This window comes from Halostella salina (assembly GCF_003675855.1).
GTDB classification, from domain to species: Archaea; Halobacteriota; Halobacteria; order Halobacteriales; family Natronoarchaeaceae; genus Halostella; species Halostella salina.
The window spans coordinates 201386-221527 of record NZ_RCIH01000002.1; the positions used below are offsets into that span (position 1 = coordinate 201386).

The following is a 20142-nucleotide window of genomic DNA, read 5'->3' on the forward strand; positions in this document are numbered from 1 at the left end:
GTTATTTAAATATAGGTGGTCGGCGGAGAAAACCGGTAGAACCGCCGGTTCGAACGTACCGGTAACCGGTACGTTCCAGGTCGAGCGCAGGAATATTTCTACACTAGTACCAGTAATTTTTAATCGGTTGGTTCAATACGTCCGGCCATGACGCTGTCGGAGATCGCCGCGGGTGTGGAAGTCACTGCCGAGCAGCGGGACCGCGGCGTGGCGACGGTCGACGACACCGAAACGGAACTCGCCGACCGACTCGCGGAGTACGCGGACGACCTGCCCTGCACCGCCGACGACGCTGCGACGGTCGTGGAGACGTACGCCGATGGGGCGAGTGTCGGTGTGGCGGGCAGCGCTGCCGGCGTCGCGCCGATGACCGCGGCGAAGGCGCTCCATCGGCTGGGCGTGCAGGGGCTCTCACCGCTCTCGCCGCGCCAGCGCGAAATCGTCCGTGACTGGCTGGCCGCCGACCTCCCGCGGTCGGAGGCGCTGGCGCTGTGTGGCGAGTCCGAGGCGGAGTTCGCGCTCGCGGCGTACGTCGAGACGCACGACCCGGTCCCGGGCGCGGCCGAGGCCGCCGAGCGCGCGCTGGCCGACGCCGGACCAGGGGAGGATCCGCTCGACGACGCGATGAGCTCCGTCGACGAGCTACTGTAACACGTCCGACAGCAATCCGTCCTCCGGGAACTCGACGTCGAGCGACGCGTCGAACAGCGTCTCCGCGACGGCGGCGACGGCCGGCGCGTAGGCGTCGTCGGGGTCGGTGACCGCCGGGGCGTTCCCCGGGCGGACGACCGCGCTTTCGGGCACCGTCAGGTCGGCCTCCTCGACCGGGTCCTCCCCGCGGTTCGAGACGACGAGGTCGGCGGCTGTGCCCACGTCCGCCAGTCGGCCGCGGAGCCGCTGGAGCGCGTCGACCCCGCGGTTGGACGCGGGGAGCACGACGCCGACGCGGTCCGCCCGCGTCACCGCGGCGACGGCGGGGTTGTCCGCGACCGGCGGCGCGTCGACGACCACGTGGTCGACTCGTTCGGCCGCCGTGTCGATGGTCTCCCCGAGCCGTTCGGCCGCGCCGGCCGTCTTGGCCCGGGCCAGCGCCTCGAACGCCGCGCGGGCGGGGCAGGCGGCAACGGAGCCGGGAGCGTCGACGTCGAGGTCGACCAGTGCGTCCGTGACCGCCGTTTCGTCGTCGGTGACGAGCGTCGTCACGTCGGGGTCGATCCGCCCGTCGACGTAGTCCGCGAGGCCCTGCGTGGCGTAGTTCGCGTCGATCACCGCTACCTCGCGCCCGTCGCGGGCGAGCGTCGCCGCGACCTCGACCGAGAGGCGCGTCGTCCCCGCGCCGCCGGTCGCGCCGACGAGGGTTACAGTTCGGATCGTCATGCCAGTCGTTTCTAACTTACTGGCATAAAAATATCCGCGTTTGGTTCGAGCAGAAACGACTACGCGCCGTCGGCGATCCGGTCGGCGATGTCGTCGAGTTCGTCGTCCGAGAGGTCGGGGCGGGAGCCGGCGATCGCGTGGATCGGGCGGCCGCCGTCGCCCTCGAACCGCGGGATGACGTGCCCGTGGACGTGCGGGACCTCCTGGCCCGCGGCCTCGCCGTTGTTGAACGCGACGTTCGAGGCGTCGGCGTCGACGGCGTCCTCGACGACCGGGGCGAGGTCGTGGAGCGCGGCAAAGACGGCCGCGCCCGCGTCCTCGGGCAGGTCGCCGAGCGTCTCGTGGTGTGCTTTCGGGATGACGAGCGTGTGCCCCGGCGCGAGCGGATTCGCGTCGAGGAAGGCGAGCACGTCGTCGTTCTCGTAGACGGTTCGGCTCGGGATGTCGCCGGCAACGATCCCACAGAAGATGCAGTCCTCGGCCATGTGCGTGGCGTCGGCCGCTCCGGTAAAGAAGGTTACCCGACGAGCGCGGCCAGCGGCCGGCAGCCGCGACCGTCACTCGACCAGCGCGGCCAGTTCCTCGCGGATGGCGTCGACGTACCCCTCGCGGTCGTAGCCGAGGCGGCCGAGCCACACGTCCTGATAGGAGGGGTGCAGGAGGGGGAGCACGTCGACGTCGAGCGCCTCCACGCGGACGGGGTCCAACACCGAGTCGATGAAGCCGTCGAGCGTCCGGCCGTCGGCGGCGAGCAGCGACCGCGTCGCGTGCTTGCCCGTCGCGAGGACGGCCGCGGGGGCGACCTGGTCGAGTTCCGTCCGGAGGTGGTCGCGGCAGTTCGCCCGCTCCGCGGCGGTCGGCTCGCGGTTGGATCCGTCGCCGTCCGCGGGGAAGCACTTGACCGCGTTCGTGAAGTAGCAGTCGTCGGCGTAGCCGAGGTCGGCGACGAGTCCGCGGACGCGGCGGCCGGAGTGGCGGGTGGTGTACGCCCGCCCGGTCCAGTTGCCGCCGCGCCAGCGGTCGGCCTCCGGATCACCTGCGCCGGGTGCCTCCCCGACGACGGCCAGCGTCGCGTCGAGCGAGCCGGTGCCCCACGAGATCCGTTCCCGGCAGTCGACGAGCGCCGGACAGCGCTCGCAGCCGGGTTCGATAACGTTACGCGAGTCGGGGAATCGGGGCATCGGGCGGACAACGACCGCCGTGTTCGTGTACCCGTCGGTTTTCCGGCGTCGCCCGCCGAACGAAAAACCCATAATCACCTGCCGTCTCCCGTCGGCCATGCAGATACTCATCGAACTGTTCGTGTACGCGCTCGGGGCGGGCGCGCTGACGCTGCTCGGCCTGGCGACCGAGTACAGTGGCCTCCAGCAGCTCACTGGCGGCGACCCCGTGCTCGGGCTGTGGTTCACCGGGTTCGGCGTCGTCCTGCTGTACGCGGGCGTCTACCTGCTCGGCTACGAGCAGGTGGTCCGGCGGGCAATCGACGCCTAACCGGGAGTAACGGGTTCCGCCACCAACACGAACCGGCAACAACGCGGGAACCGTTCGAACGTTCTCCGACATAGAACCCCGTAGAGCCCGTAACAACGGTTAATCCGCTGTTTTCCTTGCATACGGAGGCAATGTCAGCAACACGGCGAGACGCGCTGAAGGCGCTCGGTGCCGCAGGTGTACTGTCGGTGGTCGGGGCGGGAGCCGCGACGGCCCAGGAAGGAAACGACGATGACGACGAGGTGGACCTCGGGGCGGACGAGGCGGCCGTCAGGGTCGCCCACGCGTCGCCCGACGCGCCCGACGTGGACGTGCTCGTCGACGGCGAGCCGGCGTTCACCGGCGTCGCCTACGGCAGCGTGACGGAGTACGCGACGCTCCCCACGGGGACGTACACGGTGACCATCACCGCCGCGGGCGACCGCGACACGGTGGCGTTCGAGGGCGATATCACGGTCGAGCCCGGCTACTTTACCGTCGCGGCAGTCGGCGAACTCGCCGAGGACACCTTCGAGCCGGCGATACTGGAGGACGGCAACGCCGCGCTGGTGCGGCTGTACCACGCCTCGCCCGACGCGCCCGCCGTCGACGTGGGCGTCGAGGACACGGAGTTCGTACCGTTCGAAGACGTGAGCTTCGGGCAGGTGACCGACTACGCGACGGTCGCACCCGGATCGTACACGCTGGCCGTCCGGCCGGCGGGCGACGACGAGGCCGACCCGGTCGCCACGTTCGACGTGGAACTGGAGCGCGGGACGGTGTACAGCGCGTACGCGACGGGCTACCTCGCGCCGGAGGACGCCGCGGGCGACGAGGAGTTCGACCTGGTCGTCGCGGAGGACCCGTTCGAGCAGTTGCCCGAATCGGCCGACGACACGGACGACGACGGCGATGACATGGACGACGACGGCGACGACATGGACGACGGCACCGGGAACGGGAACGACGACAACGGCGACGACACGACTACCGACGACAGCGACGACGGCAACGACAAGCACTGATCGTCCCGCATACGTTTTTTTGCGCTGCCGGGCACTGCCTCCGCGAACCGACCGGAGTCGAACCGATTTGGTCTGAACCAATGTGGTCACCGATCCGGTCAACGAACCACCGTACGCAACCGCCCTAACGATCAGCGGTCGGCCAGCGCGAGGGCGCTCGCCGCCCCCGGCGAGCGGCCGAGCGTTCGGGGGAGGGCAGGCACTCGAAGCGTGCGCTGACGACCGTCAGCGCTCGCGCAGACTGGCGGGCCTTAGCGAGAATCGCACAGCGATTCTCGCGGCGTCTTCGCGAACGGAGTGAGCGAAGGCTCGGAGGACGCTTTGCGTCCTCCGGTGGACATAGAAAGGGCGCAGCGCGCCGTGCCAACGGCGCGCAAGGGCTTTCTGTGGGACCGATCCCCCTTTAATAGTGGAGGGACACAGACCACCCATGAGCAGGTTCGCGGCGGTCGACGACCAGTACGACCCCGACGCCGTCGAGGAGCGAGTGTTCGACTACTGGGACGAGGTCGACGCATACGAGCAGGCGAAAGCACACCGTGAGGGCGAGGAGCCGTTCTTCTTCGTCGACGGCCCGCCGTACACCTCCGGGTCGGCCCACATGGGCCACGCGTGGAACAAGAGCCTGAAGGACGTGTACATCCGCTACAAGCGGATGTGCGGCTACGACGTGACCGACCGCCCCGGCTACGACATGCACGGCCTCCCCATCGAGACGAAGGTGGAGGAGGAGAAGGGGTTCGAGAACAAGAAGGACATCGAGGCGTACGGCGTCGACCGGTTCATCGACGACTGCCGCGAGTTCGCCGAGGGGAGCCTCGAAGGCCTCCAGAACGACTTCAAATCCTTCGGCGTCTGGATGGACTGGGACGACCCGTACAAGACGGTCACCCCGGAGTACATGGAGGCGGCCTGGTGGGGGTTCTCGCAGGCCCACGAGCGCGGCCTCGTCGAGCAGGGCCAGCGCTCGATCACCCAGTGTCCGCGGTGTGAGACGGCCATCGCCAACAACGAGGTCGAGTACGAGGACGTGGAGGACCCGTCGATCTACGTGAAGTTCGACCTGGCCGACCGCGAGGGCCACCTCGTCATCTGGACGACGACGCCGTGGACGATCCCCGCGAACACGTTCGTCGCGGTCGACGGCGACCTGGAGTACGTCGGCGTGGACGCGGAGAAAGACGGCGAGACCGAACGGCTCTACGTCGCCGAGGAGTGCGTCGAGGACGTGCTCCGGGAGGGGCGCTACGACGACTACGAGGTCGTCGAGACGCTGTCCGGCGATGAGATGGTCGGCTGGGCGTACGACCACCCGCTCGCCGACGAGGTGCCCGAGCATCCCGACGGCGAGGGCGCGCTGGAGGTGTACACCGCCGACTACGTCGAGGCCGACCGCACCGGGCTGGTCCACTCCGCGCCGGGCCACGGCGAGGAGGACTTCGAGCGCGGGCGGGAACTGGGGCTTGACATCGTCTGTCCGGTCGGCAGCGATGGCGTGTACGACCAGCGCGCCGGCGAGTACGCCGACCAGTACGTCAAAGACGCGAACGACGACATCATCGCTGACCTGCAGGACTCGGGGCTGATGCTCTCGGCCGGGACGACCACCCACAGCTACGGCCACTGCTGGCGCTGTGACACCGGCATCGTCCAGATCGTCACCGACCAGTGGTTCATCAACATCACCGAGATCAAAGACGATCTGCTGGACAACATCGGCGACGCGGAGTGGTTCCCCGAGGAGGCCCGGGAGAACCGCTTCCGGAACTTCGTCGAGGAGGCCCCCGACTGGAACGTCTCGCGCCAGCGCTACTGGGGGACCCCCGTGCCGATCTGGCTCCCCAGCGAGGACGAGCGCGGCGAGCCGGTCGAGTGGAGCGGCGACATGGCCGACGCCATCGTCGTCAGCGACCGCGAGGAACTGGCCGAGCGCGTCGACCAGGAGGTCGACCCCGACGCGGTCGACCTGCACAAGGGCACCGTCGACGACCTGACGATCACCGAGGACGGCGTCACCTACGAGCGCGTCCCGGACGTGTTCGACGTGTGGCTGGACTCCTCGGTGGCGACGTGGGGCACGCTGGACTACCCCGAGGAGACCGACGCGTTCGACGAGCTGTGGCCCGCCGACCTCATCATGGAGGCCCACGACCAGACGCGGGGCTGGTTCTGGTCCCAGCTCGGCATGGGGACAGCCGCCGTCGGCGAGAGCCCCTACGAGCGAGTGCTGATGCACGGCCACGCGCTGATGCCCGACGGCCGGGCGATGTCCAAGTCCAAGGACATTCGGGTCGACCCCGGCGAGGTCGTCGACGAGTACGGCGCGGACCCGATGCGGGCGTTCCTGCTGTCGCTGACCGCCCGCGGGGACGACATGCAGTTCTCCTACGACGAGACGGGGGAGATGCAGCGCCGCCTCAACATCCTCTGGAACGTGTTCCGCTTCCCGCTGCCGTACATGCGGATGGACGGGTTCGACCCGGAGGCCGTCGACCTGGCCGACGCCGACCTCGAACTCGCCGACGAGTGGGTGCTCTCGCGGCTCCAGACCGTCGAGGCCGAGGCCACCGAGGCGATGGAGGACTACCGGCAGGACGAGGCCGTCGACGCGATACTCGACTTCGTCGTCGAGGACGTCTCCCGGTACTACGTCCAGCAGGTCCGCGAACGGATGTGGGAGGAGGCCGACAGCCCCTCCAAGACGGCCGCCTACGCGACGCTGTACCGCGTGCTCCGCGAGGTCGTCGCCCTGCTCGCGCCCTTCACGCCGTTCATCACCGAGGAGATATACGGGACACTCACCGGCGACGCCGAGTACGACACCGTCCATATGTGCGACTGGCCGACGCCGGACGACGCGTGGCGCGACGAGCAACTGGAGACGGACGTTGCGTTCCTCCGCGCCGTCGAGGAGGCCGGCTCGAACGCCCGCCAGCAGGCCGAGCGCAAGCTGCGCTGGCCCGTCCAGCGCGTCGTCGTCGCGGCCGAGGACGAGCGCCTGACCGACGCCGTCGCGCGCCACCGCGACCTGCTCGGCGACCGGCTCAACGCCCGCGACGTCGAACTCGTCGGGGCCGACGAGGAGTGGTCGGAGCTGCAGTACAGCGCCCGCGCCGACATGAGCGAACTCGGCCCCGCGTTCGGCGACCGCGCCGGTGCGGTGATGAACGCCCTGAACGACGCCCGCGTCGACGAGCCGTCGCTGGACGCGCTGGAGGCGGCCGTCGCCGACGCGCTCGACGGCGAGTCGCTGACCGACGAGATGGTCGAGTTCGTCACCGAAACGCCCGAGGGCGTCACCGGTACCGCGGTCGAACGCGGCGGCGAGGAGCGCGGCGTCGTCTACGTCGACACGACGCTCACCGAGGACATCGAGTCCGAGGGGTATGCCCGCGAGGTGATCCGCCGCGTGCAGGAGATGCGCAAGGACCTCGATCTCGACATCGAGGAGCGCATCCGGCTGGACCTGTCGGTCGCCGACGACCGCGTCGCCGACCTCGTCGACCGCCACCGCGACCTCGTGCGCGAGGAGGTCCGCGCCGACGAGTTCGCGGCCGTCGAGGACGGCCATCGCAAGGAGTGGGACGTTGAAGGCGTGGCGATGGAGATCGCCATCGAGCCGTTCGAGGCCGACCAGCGGGAGGCCTCGGAACAGGCGAGCGGCGACTGACGGGAGCCGCGAGCCCCCGCTGCACCCGAAGCGTCGGAGTAGCGGGACGGAGTCGGGGCGCCGGAGCGGGGCGACGCCCCGCGGAGACGCTTTTTGATCGAGCTTTTTGCGTGAGTGGTGCGCGACGCGCACCCGAACGGAAAAAGGTCGTGTCGGGACGTTGAAGGCGTGGGAATGGAGATCGCAATCGAACCGCTGGCTGCACCCGAAGCGTCGGACTGACGCACCGGGTCAGACACCGTACTCGGTCACGCCGAGTATCGCCCCGCAGTTTCGACACTCCCAGACGGTCGCGTCGCTGAACTTCGCGTCCGTGTCGCTCTCGACGACCTCGACGAGTTCCTCGCCGCAGTCCGTGCAGTGACCCATGGTCGGCCGTTTATTTCGTCACCACAAAAAACAGACCGACGGTTCTGCACGGCCAGCGCGAGGGCGCTCGCCGCCCCCGGCGAGCGGCCGAGCGCCCGGGGGAGGGCAGGCCGTCGGCTGTGGTCGTTGTGCGGGTCGAAGCGATCACGCATACGGCGGCGAAGCCGCCGTTTCGCCGTCAGAGCGAAGCTCTGACGAGCCTCCGCTCACGTCGTTCGCGGAGACACCGCGAGCGCCGTCGGCGCTCGCGGCCTTTTTCATCGAAGTTTTTGCCGGGAGGGTGCCCGCAGCGGGCCGAAGGCCCGCGAGGACACCCGACCGGGAAAAAGTTCGTCGTCAGTCCTCGGCCGGGGACCCCACGTCGCCGGCGTCGTCGGCCGTGGAGGTCCACTCGTCGCCCCACTCGTTGCCGTCGTCGCCGTCGCTTCCGTCCATGCTGCTTAGCCCGTCGTCCGACGACACCGACTCCGTGTCGGTGTCGAACTGGTCGAGCACCTCGGAGAGCCGCGACGCCTGGCCGGCCAGGTCGCTGGCGGACTGGGACACCTCGGTCAGCGCGGAGGTCTGCTCCTCGGCGGCGGCCGCCACGTTCTCGGCCTCGGCGGTCGTCTCCTCGGAGATGGTGGCGGCGTCGTCGACCATGGCGACGACCTGCTGGGTCGACTGGGCCTGCTGCCGGGAGGCGTCGGAGATCTCCTGCACGCCGGTGTTGGTCTCCTCGGCGAACTCGGCGATCTCCTCCAGGGCCTCGATGGCGCGCTCGACCGAGCCGCGGTGGTCGCCGATGTGGTCGCTGGTCCGCTGGACCTCCTCGGCGGTGCGTTCGGTCTGCTCGCGGATGCTGTTCAGGCGCTCCTCGATCTCCTGGGCCGCGTCCTGGGTCTCCTCGGCCAGGTCCTTGACCTCGCCGGCGACCACGGAGAAGCCCTCGCTCTCGTCGCCGGCCGACGAGCGCGACGCCTCGATGTTGGCGTTCAGCGCGAGCATGTTCGTCTCCTTGGCCAGTTCGGTGATGAACTCGATGACCTCACCGATCTGGTCCATCTCCTCCTCGAGGGCCTCGATCTCGTCGACGGCCTCCTCGGACTCGGCCTCGATCGTGTCGAGCCCCTCGATCGCCTCGGTGGCGGCCTCGCGGCCCTCCTTGCCGGTCCGGGCGGTGCGCTCGGCGATGTCGGCGACCTCGTTCGAGGAGGCGGCGATCTCCTCGATGGTCGTCGAGAGTTCGTCCATCTCCGCCGACACCGTCTGGAGCTGTTCGTTCTGCTCCTCGGCGCCGTCGGAGATCTCCTGGATGGACTCGCTGACCTGCTCGCTGGCCGCGCGGACCTCCTCGGAGCTGACGGTCACCTCCTCGCTGGAGGCGGCGACGACGCTCGCGAACCGCTTGACCTCGTCGAGCGTCCCCTCGATGGTGTCTATCATCGCGTTGAACTCGGCGGCGATGTCGGCCATCGCGTCGTTCTGGCTCTCGGGGCTCATCCGCGCGGTCAGGTCGCCCGCGGCGCACTGCTGCATCACGGTCGCGTACTCGTCTGCCTTCGCTTCGAGGTGCCGGTTCATCTGCGCCGTCCGTTCGCGGGCCTCCTCGGCCTCCTGTCGGGCGCGTTCGGACTCGCGGATCTGCTCGCGGAGCGCGTCGCGCATGCTGTCGAACGACTGGTAGAGCCGGCCGATCTCGTCTTTCCGGTGGGTGTGCAGGTCCACGTCTAAGTCGCCCTGCTCCATGCGTTCGGACCGCTCCCGGAGCGCGGTGAGCGGGCTGATCGTCTGCCGGCCGAGCACGACGCCGACGAGACCGAGCGTCAGCAGCGCCGAGGCGATGATGAGCAGGACGTTCTGGCTGACCTGCTGCTGGACGGCGAATGCCGTGTCCTTGTCGACGGTTCGGATGGCGACCCAGTTGGTCGCGTTGACCTCGGCGTAGGCGTGGACCTCGTCGGCGGACTGCTGGAAGCCGGTCTCCCCGGACGAGCGCGTCTCGGCGACGGCGTCGCCGTGGAGGCTCGTGTTGACGGACTCGTCTATCTGGAGCACCGTCTCGCCGTTGCCGTTGATGATCTTCGTGTCGTAGGCGGGGTCGTCGGTCTGGATCTGGTCCAGGTGGTCCTGCACGCGGGCGAGGACGACGACGTACTGGTCCTCCTGTCCCGGGACGGAGCTGGCGAACGCCATCACCGGCCGGTCGTTGAGCACGGGCGAGCGGTACGAGCGGTCGCTCATCCAGACGCGGTCGTTCTCGCCCGGCCCGGAGGGCACGTCGGCGTCGGCCCACGGCACGTTCCGGGCGGCGAGCGTCTCGGTCTCGAACCCTTCGATCGGGAACTCGGTGCTCGCCGCGACGACGCCCGCCTCGGAGTCGACGAGGTGGACCGCGAGCACGTCGTCGGACATGCGGTCGCGTCTCGTGATGAGGTACTGTGCCGGCTGGTCACCCTGCTGGAGGGGTTCGCCGGCCGAGACGGTCCGGGTCTGAAGCTGCATCTTGTCGACCCACTCGTTGAGCGAGTCGGCCTGGAGTTCGCTCGTCCCCTTCAGGTCGGTCTCGGTGCTGGCCTCGACTGCGCCCTGTGCCTGCAGGAAGCCGTAACTGCCGACCATCGAGATGACGAAAACGACGATCAGGATGGAGACGAAGAACTTCAGGGCGTACCGTCGCTGGATGAACGACGGCACGAGCAGGTTGGTAACCCGCGTCGAGAGCGGCACCGTTCGGTCTGCGCTGTCGTCGGTATCGGTGTCTGGATTGGTGTCAGTCATTGGTCTAAGGCTGTCGAGGGACTTCGATGTCGCCCGAGACGATCGATGCCTGGATGTCCTCGATCTCGGTTTGCAGTTCGTTCGGGACCGCGCTCCCGAGTTGGCTGCCGTAGACGAGCGAGACGCCGTCCGCCTCGAGACCGAGTTCGACCACGGAGCCGCCCTGGAACTCGTCGTCGAGGACGCTCGCGATCGCCCGTGAGACGGCCGTGTGGACCTGCTTGGTCATGCTGGCGACGATCACGTCGGAGTAGCGCGGGTTCGACCGCGACTGGTCGGAGTCGACCCCGAGCGCGAAGCGGCCGCGCTCCTGTGCGGCCTGGAACACGCCGAGTCCGGTCCCGCCGGCGGCGTGGTAGACGATGTCCGCGCCCTCGTCGTACATGCGCTCGGCGGCGGCCTTCCCGCCCTCGATGTCGCCGAACCCGCCGACGTACTCGGTGAGCACGTCCACGTCGGCCTCGTGGTGGTCGACGCCGGCGAGGAAGCCGGCCTCGAACCGCCGTATCACCTCGGTTTCGATGCCGCCGACGAAGCCGACGGTCGACGCGTCGGGTCGCGTCTCGCCACTCCCGGCCGCGACGTCGCGGCTCGTCAGCCCCGCGGCGAGGTAGCCGCCGAGGAACGAGCCCTGATGCTCCTTGAACGCGTAGCTCGCGACGTTGTCCTTGTCGACGACGGAGTCGACGATTGCGAACTTCTGGTCGGGGAACTCGTCGGCGTTCTCCTGTAGGCCGCTCACGTGGTCGAACCCGATACAGCAGACGAGGTCGTAGTTCGGCGAGGTCGACTCGGCGAACTCCTGCTGGTACCCCGGCATCTCCTCGGGGCTCGACGGCTCCCGGTAGGCGAAGGAGATGCCCCGTTCGAGCTTCATGCGTTGCACGCCACGGTGGGCCAGGTCGTTGAACGATTTGTCGTCCAGACCGCCGGTCGAGTACACCATGCCGATGTACGCGTTCGCGTCGGCGCGGACGTTGTCGTCGAACTCGTTGCCGTCGTTTTCGTCGTCGGCCGCCTCCGCGTCGCCGTCGTCGCTGCTTCCGAGAAGCGCCTCCCGCGCAGCCGCACAACCGGCGAGGGACGCGAGGCCGGCGCTCCCGGCCCCGGTCAAGATCCGGCGTCTGTCGTATTGTGGCCCCTTACCTGCCATGAACAAGAGGAATATATTGCATCTACTTGTATCCAATGGTAGACATCCGACACGATGTCCCCGGGAATACGGACGTTAACGGCTGTCACAGGAGGTAACTGGCCGGTGTGATTGTTGTTGACAAATTTATATAACTGGGTGGTCGGCGGCGAAACGCCCATTATATATCAGGACCCAGACAGAGTAGTGCTACGGAACGCGTTGCTCGTCGCGCTCGTGATCGGGGCCATCCCGGCGGTCGCCGGGGTGGTCGGCGCGTCGACCGCCGGCGTCGGCCAGGGCGACCGCGTCGCGACGGTCGACCACGCGGCGTGGCCGAACGCGTCGGCCCCGAACGCCAGCGCGGACGCGCTCGTCCGGACGGTGACGCTGGGGCTGACGCCCGACGACCCCGGCAGCATCGAGGCGACGGTGCGGTTCGACGTGCCGGACCGCGTCACCGGCGTCCGGGTCACCGTGCCGTCGGACGCCACCGTGACGGCGACGCGCGGATTCGACCGCGAGGAGGACCGTGAGTACCGGTGGGACGGGTCGACCGCCCGCCCGTCGGTGACGTTCGACCAGCCGGCAAACGTCACCGGCGACGCGCGGCGGTCGGTGAACGTGACGAACGGGAACGGCGTCGCCGAGAGCACCGCGGACGACACGGACGAGGGGGACCGCTGGGCCGAGTACGTCCCCGACGAGCGCGCCGCTCCCCGGGGGCATCTCGACGACGCCGCGCCGGGGTACGTGTTCGTCGACGCCGGCGACTGGGCGGTGGTGCAGGTGCCACAGCTGGCGACGGGGTGGCAACGGCCGAGCAACGAGCCCGAGGTGACCCTCGACCGCCGCACCGAAATCGCCGGCGAGGGCGCGACGGGCGGCGAGATGGCGTACCTCGGTCCGTACGAGGACCACGTCCGCGAGACCGACCGCGGCCGGATCCGGCTAGTCGTCCCCGAGGCGGCGTCGATGGCCGAGTCGCCGGACGCCGTGCTCGACTCGGTCGCGGCCACGAGCGACCGGCTGCGCGTCGGCGCGAACGACGCGGAGACGTTCTTCGTCGCCGTGCCGACCGACGCGGACTGGGGACCGCTCGGGCTGCAGTACGGGCCCGACGACGCGTGGGTACGCGCCGACTCGCGGCTGGCGTCCCCGAACAACGTCTGGATCCACGAGTACGTCCACACCCAGCAGGACTACGCGACGACGGCCGAGACCGACTGGACCATCGAGGCCTCGGCCGAGTACTACTCGGCGCTGTTCGCGTTCGAGCAGGGCGAGATCGGGTTCGACCGGTTCCGCGACCACCTGCGGAACGGCCAGCGCTCGCCCTTCGCGGGGGCCGTGCTCGCCGACCCGTCCACGTGGCGGGGGAACGGCGCGAACTACGTGAAGGGGGCGCTCGTCGTCGGCGCGGTGGACTACACCGCCCGCGTCGAGAGCGACCGGCGGCGGAGTTACGCGACGGCACTGCGCCGCCTCAACGAGCACGGGCAGGTCGACGGGGCGACGTTCTACGCCGCCGTCAACGACTCCGGCGGGCCGAGAGCCCGGGAGGTCGCCCGCCGGTACGCGACGACGGACCGCGTCCCGACGGTGTGGGGCGCAAGCGAGCACGCGACCGCGTTCGACGCCGCGCCGGCCGTCCGCACGGTGGCGGTCGAGGGGTTCCGCGTCGAGGGGCAGTACCGGAACCGGAGCGTCGCCGCCCCGCCGCCGCTGGCCGCGGGCGAGCGACTCACCGCGACGGTGGCCGTGGGGAACGACGGCGGCCGGACCGGGGAGTTCGTCGTCGCACTGACCGTCGACGGGGAGCGCGTCGCCGCCCGGAGCGTCACCGTCACGCCCGGGGCGCGGAGAACCGTCGACCTGACCGCGACGTTCGACGAGCCGGGTGAGTACGCGGTCGCAGTCGCCGGCGACGCGCAGACGGTGACGGTCCGCGAGCCGGCCGCGCCGACGGTGACGGCCCTCCGGGTCGAGCCGTCGTCGCCGACCGCCGGTGAGCCGGTTCGGCTGGTCGCCACGGTCGAAAACGACGCGGACGTGCCGGCGGACGGCGCGGTCGAGTTCGCCGTCGCGGGGGAGCCGGTCGGGAGTCGGCGGGCGACGGTCGACGCCGGCGGGCGGACGACCGTCGCGGCGAACGCGACGCTTCCGGCGGGGAGCGTGTCGGTTAGTGCTGGCGGCGTGGAGCAAACAGTCGGCGTCGCCGGAAAACGTGACGGCGGCGGGAGCGACGGCGGAAGCGACGCCCGGGGGATGCCCGGATTCGGCGTCGTCGGCGCGGTCGTGGCGGTCGCGGTAGCGATGGCGCTCGCCCGGCGACGGACGTAGCCGGCGGCGCTACGCCCGGGTGACGGTCAGTTCGCAGTGGCCGTCGCCCTCGTGGACGCAGACGGGGTGGTCTATCGCCACTTCCTCGCCGTTGACCTCGGCGATTCCCTGGATGATACCCTCGGCCAGCGCGCAGAGTTCCCGGTCGGAGTGGTACGCGACCGTCACGGCGTCGCCGTCGCGGCGCGTCTCCACGTCCGGGGGCGTCGTGTCGTCGTTGCTGCCCTCGATCCCCTCGTACACCGTCTCAAGCTGGGCGATGGTGTCGAGCGTGTCCCACTCGTCCCGGACGTGGGCCTTGAACGTGTCGAGCAGTTCCGGGGCGAGATACGCCCCGAAGTCGCGCTGGACCGCCCGCTCGGAGCGCCCAGTGTTGTCGGCGATCACGGTTACGATCCCGGTCACCTCCTCGTCCGGGTAGTGTGAAACCGGTAGATAGAGCTTCGGCTCGATCCCAGCCTCGTCGAGCAGGTCCTCCCAGGAACCGTCGTTCAACCGCGCTTCGACGTACTCCTTCAGCGACTTGTGGATTATCCCGTGCATGTGTCAGTGGATCCCCCACACACGCCGTACATTCACGATCGATACGGTCATTCGAACGATGCTTAAATCTCCCGACTCCGGTGAGGGGTTCGAAATCCTACAGGTGGGCCGCGACCGCCGGCGCGACCGTCACCTCGCTGGCCGCGCGTTCCAGCGTGTCCGTCCCGTAGACGGTCTCGACGCCCGCACGGGAGAGCTTCGTCGGCGCGTTCCGGGCCAGCAGCGGATGGACGCAGGCGACGAACACGCGCGCCGCGCCCCGGTCGGCGAGGATGCCGACCGCCTCGCTCATCGTCGACCCGGTCGCGATGATGTCGTCGGTGACGACCACGTCCCGCCCCTCGACCGCCGCGTCGCGTGGCGAGATATCCACCTCCGAGCCCGAACGGCGGGTCTTCTCGAAGAAGTCCGTCTCGCCCGCGCCGTACGCGTCGCGGACGGCCGCCGCGATGTCGAGCGCGCCCTCGTCCGGCGAGAGGAAGACGGGGTCGACGAGGTCGGCCGGGAGCGGCTCGGCGAGCCGGGGCGACGCGTCGACGACCGTCGCGGTCGGGTCGAAGAAGTCACGGACCGCGTCCTCGTGTGGGTTCACGACGAGCGTCCGGTCCGTCCCGGCGCTGATCGCCCGAGCGACGGCGCGAGCCGACACCGGCTCGCCCGGGGCGAACGCCGCGTCCTGCCGCGCGTACCCCATGTACGGCAGGACGGTGACGACTTCGCTCGCGCCCGCCTCGCGGGCGGCGTCCTGTAGCTGGAGCAGTTCGACGTGGGCGTCGCTGGTCGGCGTCGACGCGACCACGACGGCCCGGTCCGGCGTGGCGTCGCCGATCCGGGCGATCAGTTCGCCGTCGGGAAACCGTTCGAACTCGACGGGGGCGAGCGGCTCGTCGAGTTCGGCGGCCAGCTCGGCCGCCAGGGACTGGGACGCGGAGCCGCTGAGTATCATGGTCGGGGATCCGCGAGCCTGCTTAAACCCGTTTTCGTTCTGCCGGGAGCGGCGCGACGGGCACCGACGCAGGCGCGGTTCAGCGCGGCCGGACGCGGACCGACCCGGTCGACTCGACGGTCACCGCGAACTCCCCGTAGTCGAACCGGAGGCGGTCCGCACCCTTACTCGCGTCCGGCGTCTGGCCGAGCAGCGCATTGAGCGCGTCGGGGTCGACGAAGTCGTACAGGGGCGAGAGGGCGCGGCTATCCTCGCCTGCGACCCCGACCGGTTCGTAGTCGGACACCGTTGTCACGGCCTCGATGACGGCTTCGCTGAACCGCTCGGTCGGCTCCATCTCGTAGTCGAACGGGGACGCGTCGGTCCCGAGTGTGTTGCGTGAGGACATTCGATGGTTCGTCTACGTCGTCCCCCCAGTTCAGCGGTGAGGTTAACTATGGAGGGTGTTCAAGTCCGATTCGGACCACCGGGAGGTACGCCCGGCTACTCGTCATCGCAACCGTACTCACCCTTACTCGTCGATGTCCGTCCCGTGAACCAGCGTAGTCCCGACGAGGTTCCGGTAGCCGCGCTTCAGCCGCGCCGACACCGAGGGCCGCGAGATGCCGAGCTGGTCGGCCAGTTCCTGTAGCGTCGTCCCGCTCGGCTCGTCGTAGTACCCCTCCTCGAAGGCGAGCAGGAGCGTCTCCCGCTGCTCCGGCGTCAGGTCGTAGCGGCCCCCCATCTCGTCCTCCGAGAGCGCGTGGAGGTGCGTGAGTTCCACGTCGATCCCACACTCCCTGCAGCGGCGCCGAAACCCCGCGATCGCGGTGGCGTCGTCGCCGCGGAGTTCGAACGACCACTCCGTCGCCGTGCCGCTCGCGCGCAGGAGCGACGCGTCGCTGTCGGTGATACAGGAGATGATCCCCTTGGCGTCGGCCCCCCACTCGATCCGGTACAGCGACACCGCCGGCGTCGTGTCGACCAGTTCCATCCCGGCCAGGTCCGGGTGCGAGCGGATGGCGGCCTCCACGTCCTCCGCCGCCGCATCCCGGACCCAGACGTACGGGACGATCGCGTCGCCGGTCGGGACGATGCGGTCGAGTTCGATCGCCGCCGCCGGGAGGTCCTCGAACAGGCGACCCAGCGGGAAGGCGTCGGCGGGTACCGTGAACTCCGCTATCGTGGCCATGTGGGACCGAACACCTCGTCGGTGAAAAGTCGGCGGTGGCGTGTCGCACGGGCGACACGGGCCGTTCCCCGCTTCCCCAACGCTTAGTGCCGCCCCGCCCTACCGAACGGTCGATGGGAAGCATCTCCGACCGCGTCCCTGCGACCCCGTCGAAGCCGGGGACGGCGGTGTTCGTCTCCGGCGTCGCCAGCATGGGACTGGAGATACTCGCCGGGCGCGTCGTCGCCCCGCAGTTCGGGAGCAGCATCTACACCTGGGGGAGCATCATCGGCGTGTTCCTCGCCGCGCTGAGCCTCGGCTACTACGTGGGCGGAAAGCGCGCCGCCGTCGAGGCGACCCACGAGCAGATGGCCGTCCTGCTGGCCGCGACCGCCGGCTACGTCGCCGTGCTGATCTTCGCGGGCGAACTCCTGCTCGCCGGGGCCGCCGCGTTCCCGCTTCCGCCGCGGTACGCCTCCGTGCCGGCTATCGTCCTCCTCTTCGGCCCGCCGACGTACCTGCTCGGGTTCATCAGCCCGTACGGGGCCGAACTCACGAAGAAGGAGGGGATCGGCGCGGCCTCCGGCCACGTGTACGCCGTCGGCACCGTCGGGAGCATCGTCGGCGCGTTCGGGACGACGTACTTCCTGATCCCGTCGCTGTCGGTCGACCTGATCGCCCTCGTCTTCGGGGCCAGCCTCGTCGTGACGGCGGCGTGGCTCCTCCTCCCGTCACCGTCCCGCCGCCCCGCGGCCACCGTCGCCGTCGTGACGCTGCTGCTGGTCGCCGCCGTGCTCGCCCCCGCGGTCGGCTACTCCGTGCGCGGCGAGGTCGTCTACCAGACCCAGACGCCGTATCAGGAGCTGGAAGTGATCGACAGCGGCGACACGCGGACGCTGTACCTCGACGGCCAGCGCCACAGCGCGATGGACAAGGACGACCCGACCCGGCACGTGTTCGAGTACACGCGGTACTTCCACGTCCCCATGCTCGTCGCCGACGACGTGGACCGGGTGCTCTTTATCGGCGGCGGGGGCTTCTCCGGCCCGAAGCGGTTCGCCGCGGAGTACAACGCGACCGTCGACGTGGTCGAGATAGACCCCGAGGTGATCGACGTGGCCAAGGAGTACTTCCGCGTCGAGGAGGGCGACGGGCTGAACATCTACAACGCCGGCGGCCGCCAGTACCTGCAGGACACCGAGAAGACGTACGACCTCATCGTCCTCGACGCGTACAAGCGCGACAAGGTGCCGTTCCAGCTCACCACCGTCGAGTTCATGCAACTCGCCAACGACCGCCTCGACGAGGACGGCGTCCTGCTGGCAAACGTCATCTCGGCGCGAAGCGGCCCGGCCTCCAAGTTCTACCGCGCGCAGTACAAGACGATGAACGAGGCGTTCCCGCAGGTGTACGCCTTCCCGACCGCGGGGGCGGCTTCGGTCCAGAACATCGAGCTGATGGCGACGAAAGGCGACGAGCAGGTCACCGAGGCGTTCCTCCGGGAGCGCAACCGGCAGCGCGACGTGGGGCTAAACCTGAGCGACGAGATAGACAACTTCCAGCGCACGACCGACACCGACGGCGTCCCGGTCCTGCGCGACGACCGCGCGCCGGTCGACAGCCTGCTCGAACCGATGGCCGGCCAGCGCTACGTCGTCGAGCAGACGGGCGACGGCGGCAACGAGTCCGCGGCGGCGTCGCCGTCGGTGCTCCGGGCGGATGCGGCGCGAAGTCCGGCGTTCCCGGGATAGCTTCCTCGCGGGTGGCGGCGACGCGACCCCTGATCATGCAGTCGGTTGTCCCCCTTTTCCGTCATTTGCCGGACGAGTCGGCGGGCCCCGGAGCCGACGCACAACGGACCGTTTCACAACGCATTTATTTCGAATCGAAATAGTACCGGCAGTGCGACGCGTTCCGAACCCCGTCCGACTTGTCGTCCTCTGGATCGGCCTCGCGCTGGCCCGTGCGGGCCTGATCTCCGCCGACCGGGTCCGCCGGACGACGGACCTGGCGTGGCCGCGGATCCTCACCGGGATCGCCCGGATGTCGAAGAACGCCGTCGACGTGGCGATGGTGGGGGTGGCTGTCGGGCCGCTCGCCATCGCCGGCGTCGGCTTCGCGTCGCCGTACTGGGGCGTCGCCTTCTCGCTGGGCGGCGGCTTCGCCGGCGGCACCATCGCGCTGGTCTCCCAGCGCTACGGGGCCGACGCCCACGGCGAACTCGGGCAGGCGATCCGCACGAGCGCCGCGCTCGTCCTCGCGGTGACCGTGCCGGTCGCCGCCGCCTTCTCCCTGTTCCCGGCCGAGCTCGTCGGCGTGATGACCGACGATCCCCGGACGATCGAACTCGGCGCGGACTACCTCCGGGTGCTCGCGCTCGGCGTCCCCTTCGCCGGGCTCAACCTCGTCGGCAGCCGGATCTACATCGGCATGGACGACGCGTACACGCCCATGCTCGTCCGGGCCGGCGGCGCGGTCGCCAACGTCGCCGTCAACGCCGTCCTGATCTTCGGGCTGGGGATGGGCGTCGTCGGCGCGGCGCTGGGCACGGTCGTCGCGAACGTCCTCGTCACCGCGACGTTCGCCGCGGGCCTCGCGGCGGGGCGGCTCCCGCTGACCGGCGACCTGGGCGTCCGGGTGCGCGTCCTCGGGCGCTACGTCGACCGGGGCGTCCTGCGGGACCTCTTCGACATCGGCCTCCCCGTCGTCGGCCGGAACCTCGTGTGGACGGTCGCGAAGTTCCCGATGCTGGCCATCGTCGGCCTGTTCGGGCCGACGGTGGTCGCGGGCTACGTCATCGCCCGCCGGATCTGGGGGATCATGAACACGCCGGGCTGGGGCTTCGGGCTCGCAGCGTCCAGCCTCGTCGGGCAGGAACTCGGCGGCGCGGACGAGGTCGCCGCGGAGGCGTACGCCCGCGACGTGATCCGGTTTGCCGTGGCGACGTACGCCGTCGCGGCGGTCGCCATCGGCCTGTTCGCCCGGCCCATCGTCGTCTCGTTCGTCGGCGACGCCGGTGACCCGTCCGTGCCGGTCGCGGTCGCGTTCGTGTACGTCGCCTGCGTCGCCTCGATCCCGCAGGCGGTCAAAGGGGCGGCCGCCGGCCCGCTGGACGCCAGCGGCGACACGCGCTGGCCGTTCTACAGCCAGGCGATCGGGATGTTCCTGGTCGCGCTCCCGCTCGCCTACCTCGGCGCGACGACGGCGCTGGGGATCGCCGGCCTCTACCTCGCCTTTGTCGCCGAGACGGCCGTCCCGGCGGCGATCAACTACCGCCGCTTCGCCACCGGGAAGTGGAAGTCGATCAGCCGGGAGTTCCGGCCGGACGCCGCGCCCGCGGACGACTGACTGCGGCGA

Annotated in this window: 17 protein-coding genes; 7 read left to right on the top strand and 10 right to left on the bottom strand. The window is 69.8% G+C overall.

The genetic code is table 11. From position 1 onward, the window contains the following. Positions 1 to 147: 147 nt before the first annotated feature. On the top strand, positions 148 to 651 hold the full coding sequence (locus D8896_RS04370) for a DUF7858 family protein (RefSeq protein ID WP_121820866.1): 504 nt from the start codon (positions 148 to 150) through the stop codon (positions 649 to 651). On the opposite strand, the gene D8896_RS04375 is transcribed toward D8896_RS04370, so the two are convergent. The 3 genes from D8896_RS04375 to D8896_RS04385 form a co-directional block, all read right to left on the bottom strand. Next, positions 643 to 1377: an AAA family ATPase gene (locus D8896_RS04375; protein WP_121820867.1), complete on the bottom strand. Its 735-nt coding sequence runs from the start codon at positions 1375 to 1377 to the stop codon at positions 643 to 645. The two genes, D8896_RS04370 and D8896_RS04375, sit on opposite strands and share 9 nt — an antisense overlap. 59 nt (positions 1378 to 1436) lie before the next feature. Next, positions 1437 to 1862, bottom strand: a complete 426-nt coding sequence (locus D8896_RS04380) for an HIT family protein (protein ID WP_121820868.1) — start codon at positions 1860 to 1862, stop codon at positions 1437 to 1439. Positions 1863 to 1934: 72 nt separating this feature from the next. Continuing rightward, positions 1935 to 2558 carry a uracil-DNA glycosylase gene (locus D8896_RS04385; RefSeq protein WP_121821195.1) on the bottom strand — a complete coding sequence of 208 codons (624 nt, stop codon included), beginning with the start codon at positions 2556 to 2558 and terminating at the stop codon, positions 1935 to 1937. Between the two features lie 97 nt (positions 2559 to 2655). On the opposite strand from D8896_RS04385, the gene D8896_RS04390 reads away from it, so the two are divergent. The 3 genes from D8896_RS04390 (at position 2656) to ileS (ending at position 7542) form a co-directional block, all read left to right on the top strand. Next, a complete protein-coding gene (locus D8896_RS04390) occupies positions 2656 to 2868 on the top strand; it encodes a hypothetical protein (protein WP_121820869.1) in 213 nt (70 codons plus the stop codon). Positions 2869 to 2999: 131 nt separating this feature from the next. After that, positions 3000 to 3872: a DUF4397 domain-containing protein gene (locus tag D8896_RS04395; RefSeq protein WP_121820870.1), complete on the top strand. Its 873-nt coding sequence runs from the start codon at positions 3000 to 3002 to the stop codon at positions 3870 to 3872. A 430-nt stretch (positions 3873 to 4302) separates the two neighbouring features. Next, complete coding sequence (ileS, locus tag D8896_RS04400) at positions 4303 to 7542, top strand: isoleucine--tRNA ligase (protein WP_121820871.1); 3240 nt, start codon at positions 4303 to 4305, stop codon at positions 7540 to 7542. 231 nt (positions 7543 to 7773) lie between these two features. Here the strand turns inward: ileS and D8896_RS19200 are convergent, their stop codons facing one another. From D8896_RS19200 to D8896_RS04410, 3 genes are all read right to left on the bottom strand, one after another. Then, positions 7774 to 7911, bottom strand: a complete 138-nt coding sequence (locus D8896_RS19200) for a hypothetical protein (protein ID WP_162991439.1) — start codon at positions 7909 to 7911, stop codon at positions 7774 to 7776. 336 nt (positions 7912 to 8247) lie between these two features. Continuing rightward, complete coding sequence (locus tag D8896_RS04405) at positions 8248 to 10671, bottom strand: methyl-accepting chemotaxis protein (RefSeq protein ID WP_121820872.1); 2424 nt, start codon at positions 10669 to 10671, stop codon at positions 8248 to 8250. Between the two features lie 4 nt (positions 10672 to 10675). Beyond that, complete coding sequence (locus tag D8896_RS04410) at positions 10676 to 11824, bottom strand: BMP family lipoprotein (protein WP_121820873.1); 1149 nt, start codon at positions 11822 to 11824, stop codon at positions 10676 to 10678. 186 nt (positions 11825 to 12010) lie between these two features. Here D8896_RS04410 and D8896_RS04415 point away from each other — a divergent pair, with 186 nt between their 5' ends. After that, positions 12011 to 14146, top strand: a complete 2136-nt coding sequence (locus D8896_RS04415; protein WP_121820874.1) for a hypothetical protein — start codon at positions 12011 to 12013, stop codon at positions 14144 to 14146. Positions 14147 to 14155: 9 nt separating this feature from the next. On the opposite strand, the gene D8896_RS04420 is transcribed toward D8896_RS04415, so the two are convergent. The 4 genes from D8896_RS04420 to D8896_RS04435 all read right to left on the bottom strand — a co-directional run bounded on the left by D8896_RS04420 (position 14156) and on the right by D8896_RS04435 (position 16806). Continuing rightward, the gene (locus D8896_RS04420) at positions 14156 to 14689 is read right to left on the bottom strand and encodes a heme NO-binding domain-containing protein (protein ID WP_121820875.1); all 534 of its coding nucleotides are present in this window, start codon (positions 14687 to 14689) and stop codon (positions 14156 to 14158) included. Positions 14690 to 14786: 97 nt separating this feature from the next. Beyond that, entirely contained in the window at positions 14787 to 15635 is an 849-nt protein-coding gene (locus D8896_RS04425; protein WP_121820876.1) for a ribose-phosphate diphosphokinase, read from the bottom strand. Positions 15636 to 15714: 79 nt separating this feature from the next. Further along, the gene (locus tag D8896_RS04430) at positions 15715 to 16023 is read right to left on the bottom strand and encodes a HalOD1 output domain-containing protein (RefSeq protein WP_121820877.1); all 309 of its coding nucleotides are present in this window, start codon (positions 16021 to 16023) and stop codon (positions 15715 to 15717) included. Positions 16024 to 16146: 123 nt separating this feature from the next. After that, complete coding sequence (locus tag D8896_RS04435; RefSeq protein ID WP_121820878.1) at positions 16147 to 16806, bottom strand: helix-turn-helix domain-containing protein; 660 nt, start codon at positions 16804 to 16806, stop codon at positions 16147 to 16149. Between the two features lie 113 nt (positions 16807 to 16919). Between D8896_RS04435 and D8896_RS04440 the strand changes: the two genes are divergently transcribed. Both D8896_RS04440 and D8896_RS04445 read left to right on the top strand, forming a co-directional pair. After that, positions 16920 to 18536 (top strand): spermidine synthase, encoded by a 1617-nt coding sequence (locus D8896_RS04440; RefSeq protein WP_121820879.1) that lies wholly within the window; start codon positions 16920 to 16922, stop codon positions 18534 to 18536. 151 nt (positions 18537 to 18687) lie between these two features. Next, positions 18688 to 20133 carry an MATE family efflux transporter gene (locus D8896_RS04445; protein WP_121820880.1) on the top strand — a complete coding sequence of 482 codons (1446 nt, stop codon included), beginning with the start codon at positions 18688 to 18690 and terminating at the stop codon, positions 20131 to 20133. Positions 20134 to 20142: the final 9 nt, after the last annotated feature.

Excerpts from the sequence above, each read along its gene's own strand:
- D8896_RS04430 (WP_121820877.1), bottom strand. The coding sequence starts at position 16,023 with ATGTCCTCACGCAACACACTCGGGACCGACGCGTCCCCGTTCGACTAC.
- D8896_RS04380 (WP_121820868.1), bottom strand. The coding sequence starts at position 1,862 with ATGGCCGAGGACTGCATCTTCTGTGGGATCGTTGCCGGCGACATCCCG.
- D8896_RS04440 (WP_121820879.1), top strand. The coding sequence starts at position 16,920 with ATGGGAAGCATCTCCGACCGCGTCCCTGCGACCCCGTCGAAGCCGGGG.
- D8896_RS04370 (WP_121820866.1), top strand. The coding sequence starts at position 148 with ATGACGCTGTCGGAGATCGCCGCGGGTGTGGAAGTCACTGCCGAGCAG.
- D8896_RS04435 (WP_121820878.1), bottom strand. The coding sequence starts at position 16,806 with ATGGCCACGATAGCGGAGTTCACGGTACCCGCCGACGCCTTCCCGCTG.
- D8896_RS04420 (WP_121820875.1), bottom strand. The coding sequence starts at position 14,689 with ATGCACGGGATAATCCACAAGTCGCTGAAGGAGTACGTCGAAGCGCGG.
- D8896_RS19200 (WP_162991439.1), bottom strand. The coding sequence starts at position 7,911 with ATGGGTCACTGCACGGACTGCGGCGAGGAACTCGTCGAGGTCGTCGAG.
- D8896_RS04390 (WP_121820869.1), top strand. The coding sequence starts at position 2,656 with ATGCAGATACTCATCGAACTGTTCGTGTACGCGCTCGGGGCGGGCGCG.
- ileS (WP_121820871.1), top strand. The coding sequence starts at position 4,303 with ATGAGCAGGTTCGCGGCGGTCGACGACCAGTACGACCCCGACGCCGTC.
- D8896_RS04410 (WP_121820873.1), bottom strand. The coding sequence starts at position 11,824 with ATGGCAGGTAAGGGGCCACAATACGACAGACGCCGGATCTTGACCGGG.
- D8896_RS04425 (WP_121820876.1), bottom strand. The coding sequence starts at position 15,635 with ATGATACTCAGCGGCTCCGCGTCCCAGTCCCTGGCGGCCGAGCTGGCC.
- D8896_RS04395 (WP_121820870.1), top strand. The coding sequence starts at position 3,000 with ATGTCAGCAACACGGCGAGACGCGCTGAAGGCGCTCGGTGCCGCAGGT.
- D8896_RS04375 (WP_121820867.1), bottom strand. The coding sequence starts at position 1,377 with ATGACGATCCGAACTGTAACCCTCGTCGGCGCGACCGGCGGCGCGGGG.
- D8896_RS04405 (WP_121820872.1), bottom strand. The coding sequence starts at position 10,671 with ATGACTGACACCAATCCAGACACCGATACCGACGACAGCGCAGACCGA.
- D8896_RS04385 (WP_121821195.1), bottom strand. The coding sequence starts at position 2,558 with ATGCCCCGATTCCCCGACTCGCGTAACGTTATCGAACCCGGCTGCGAG.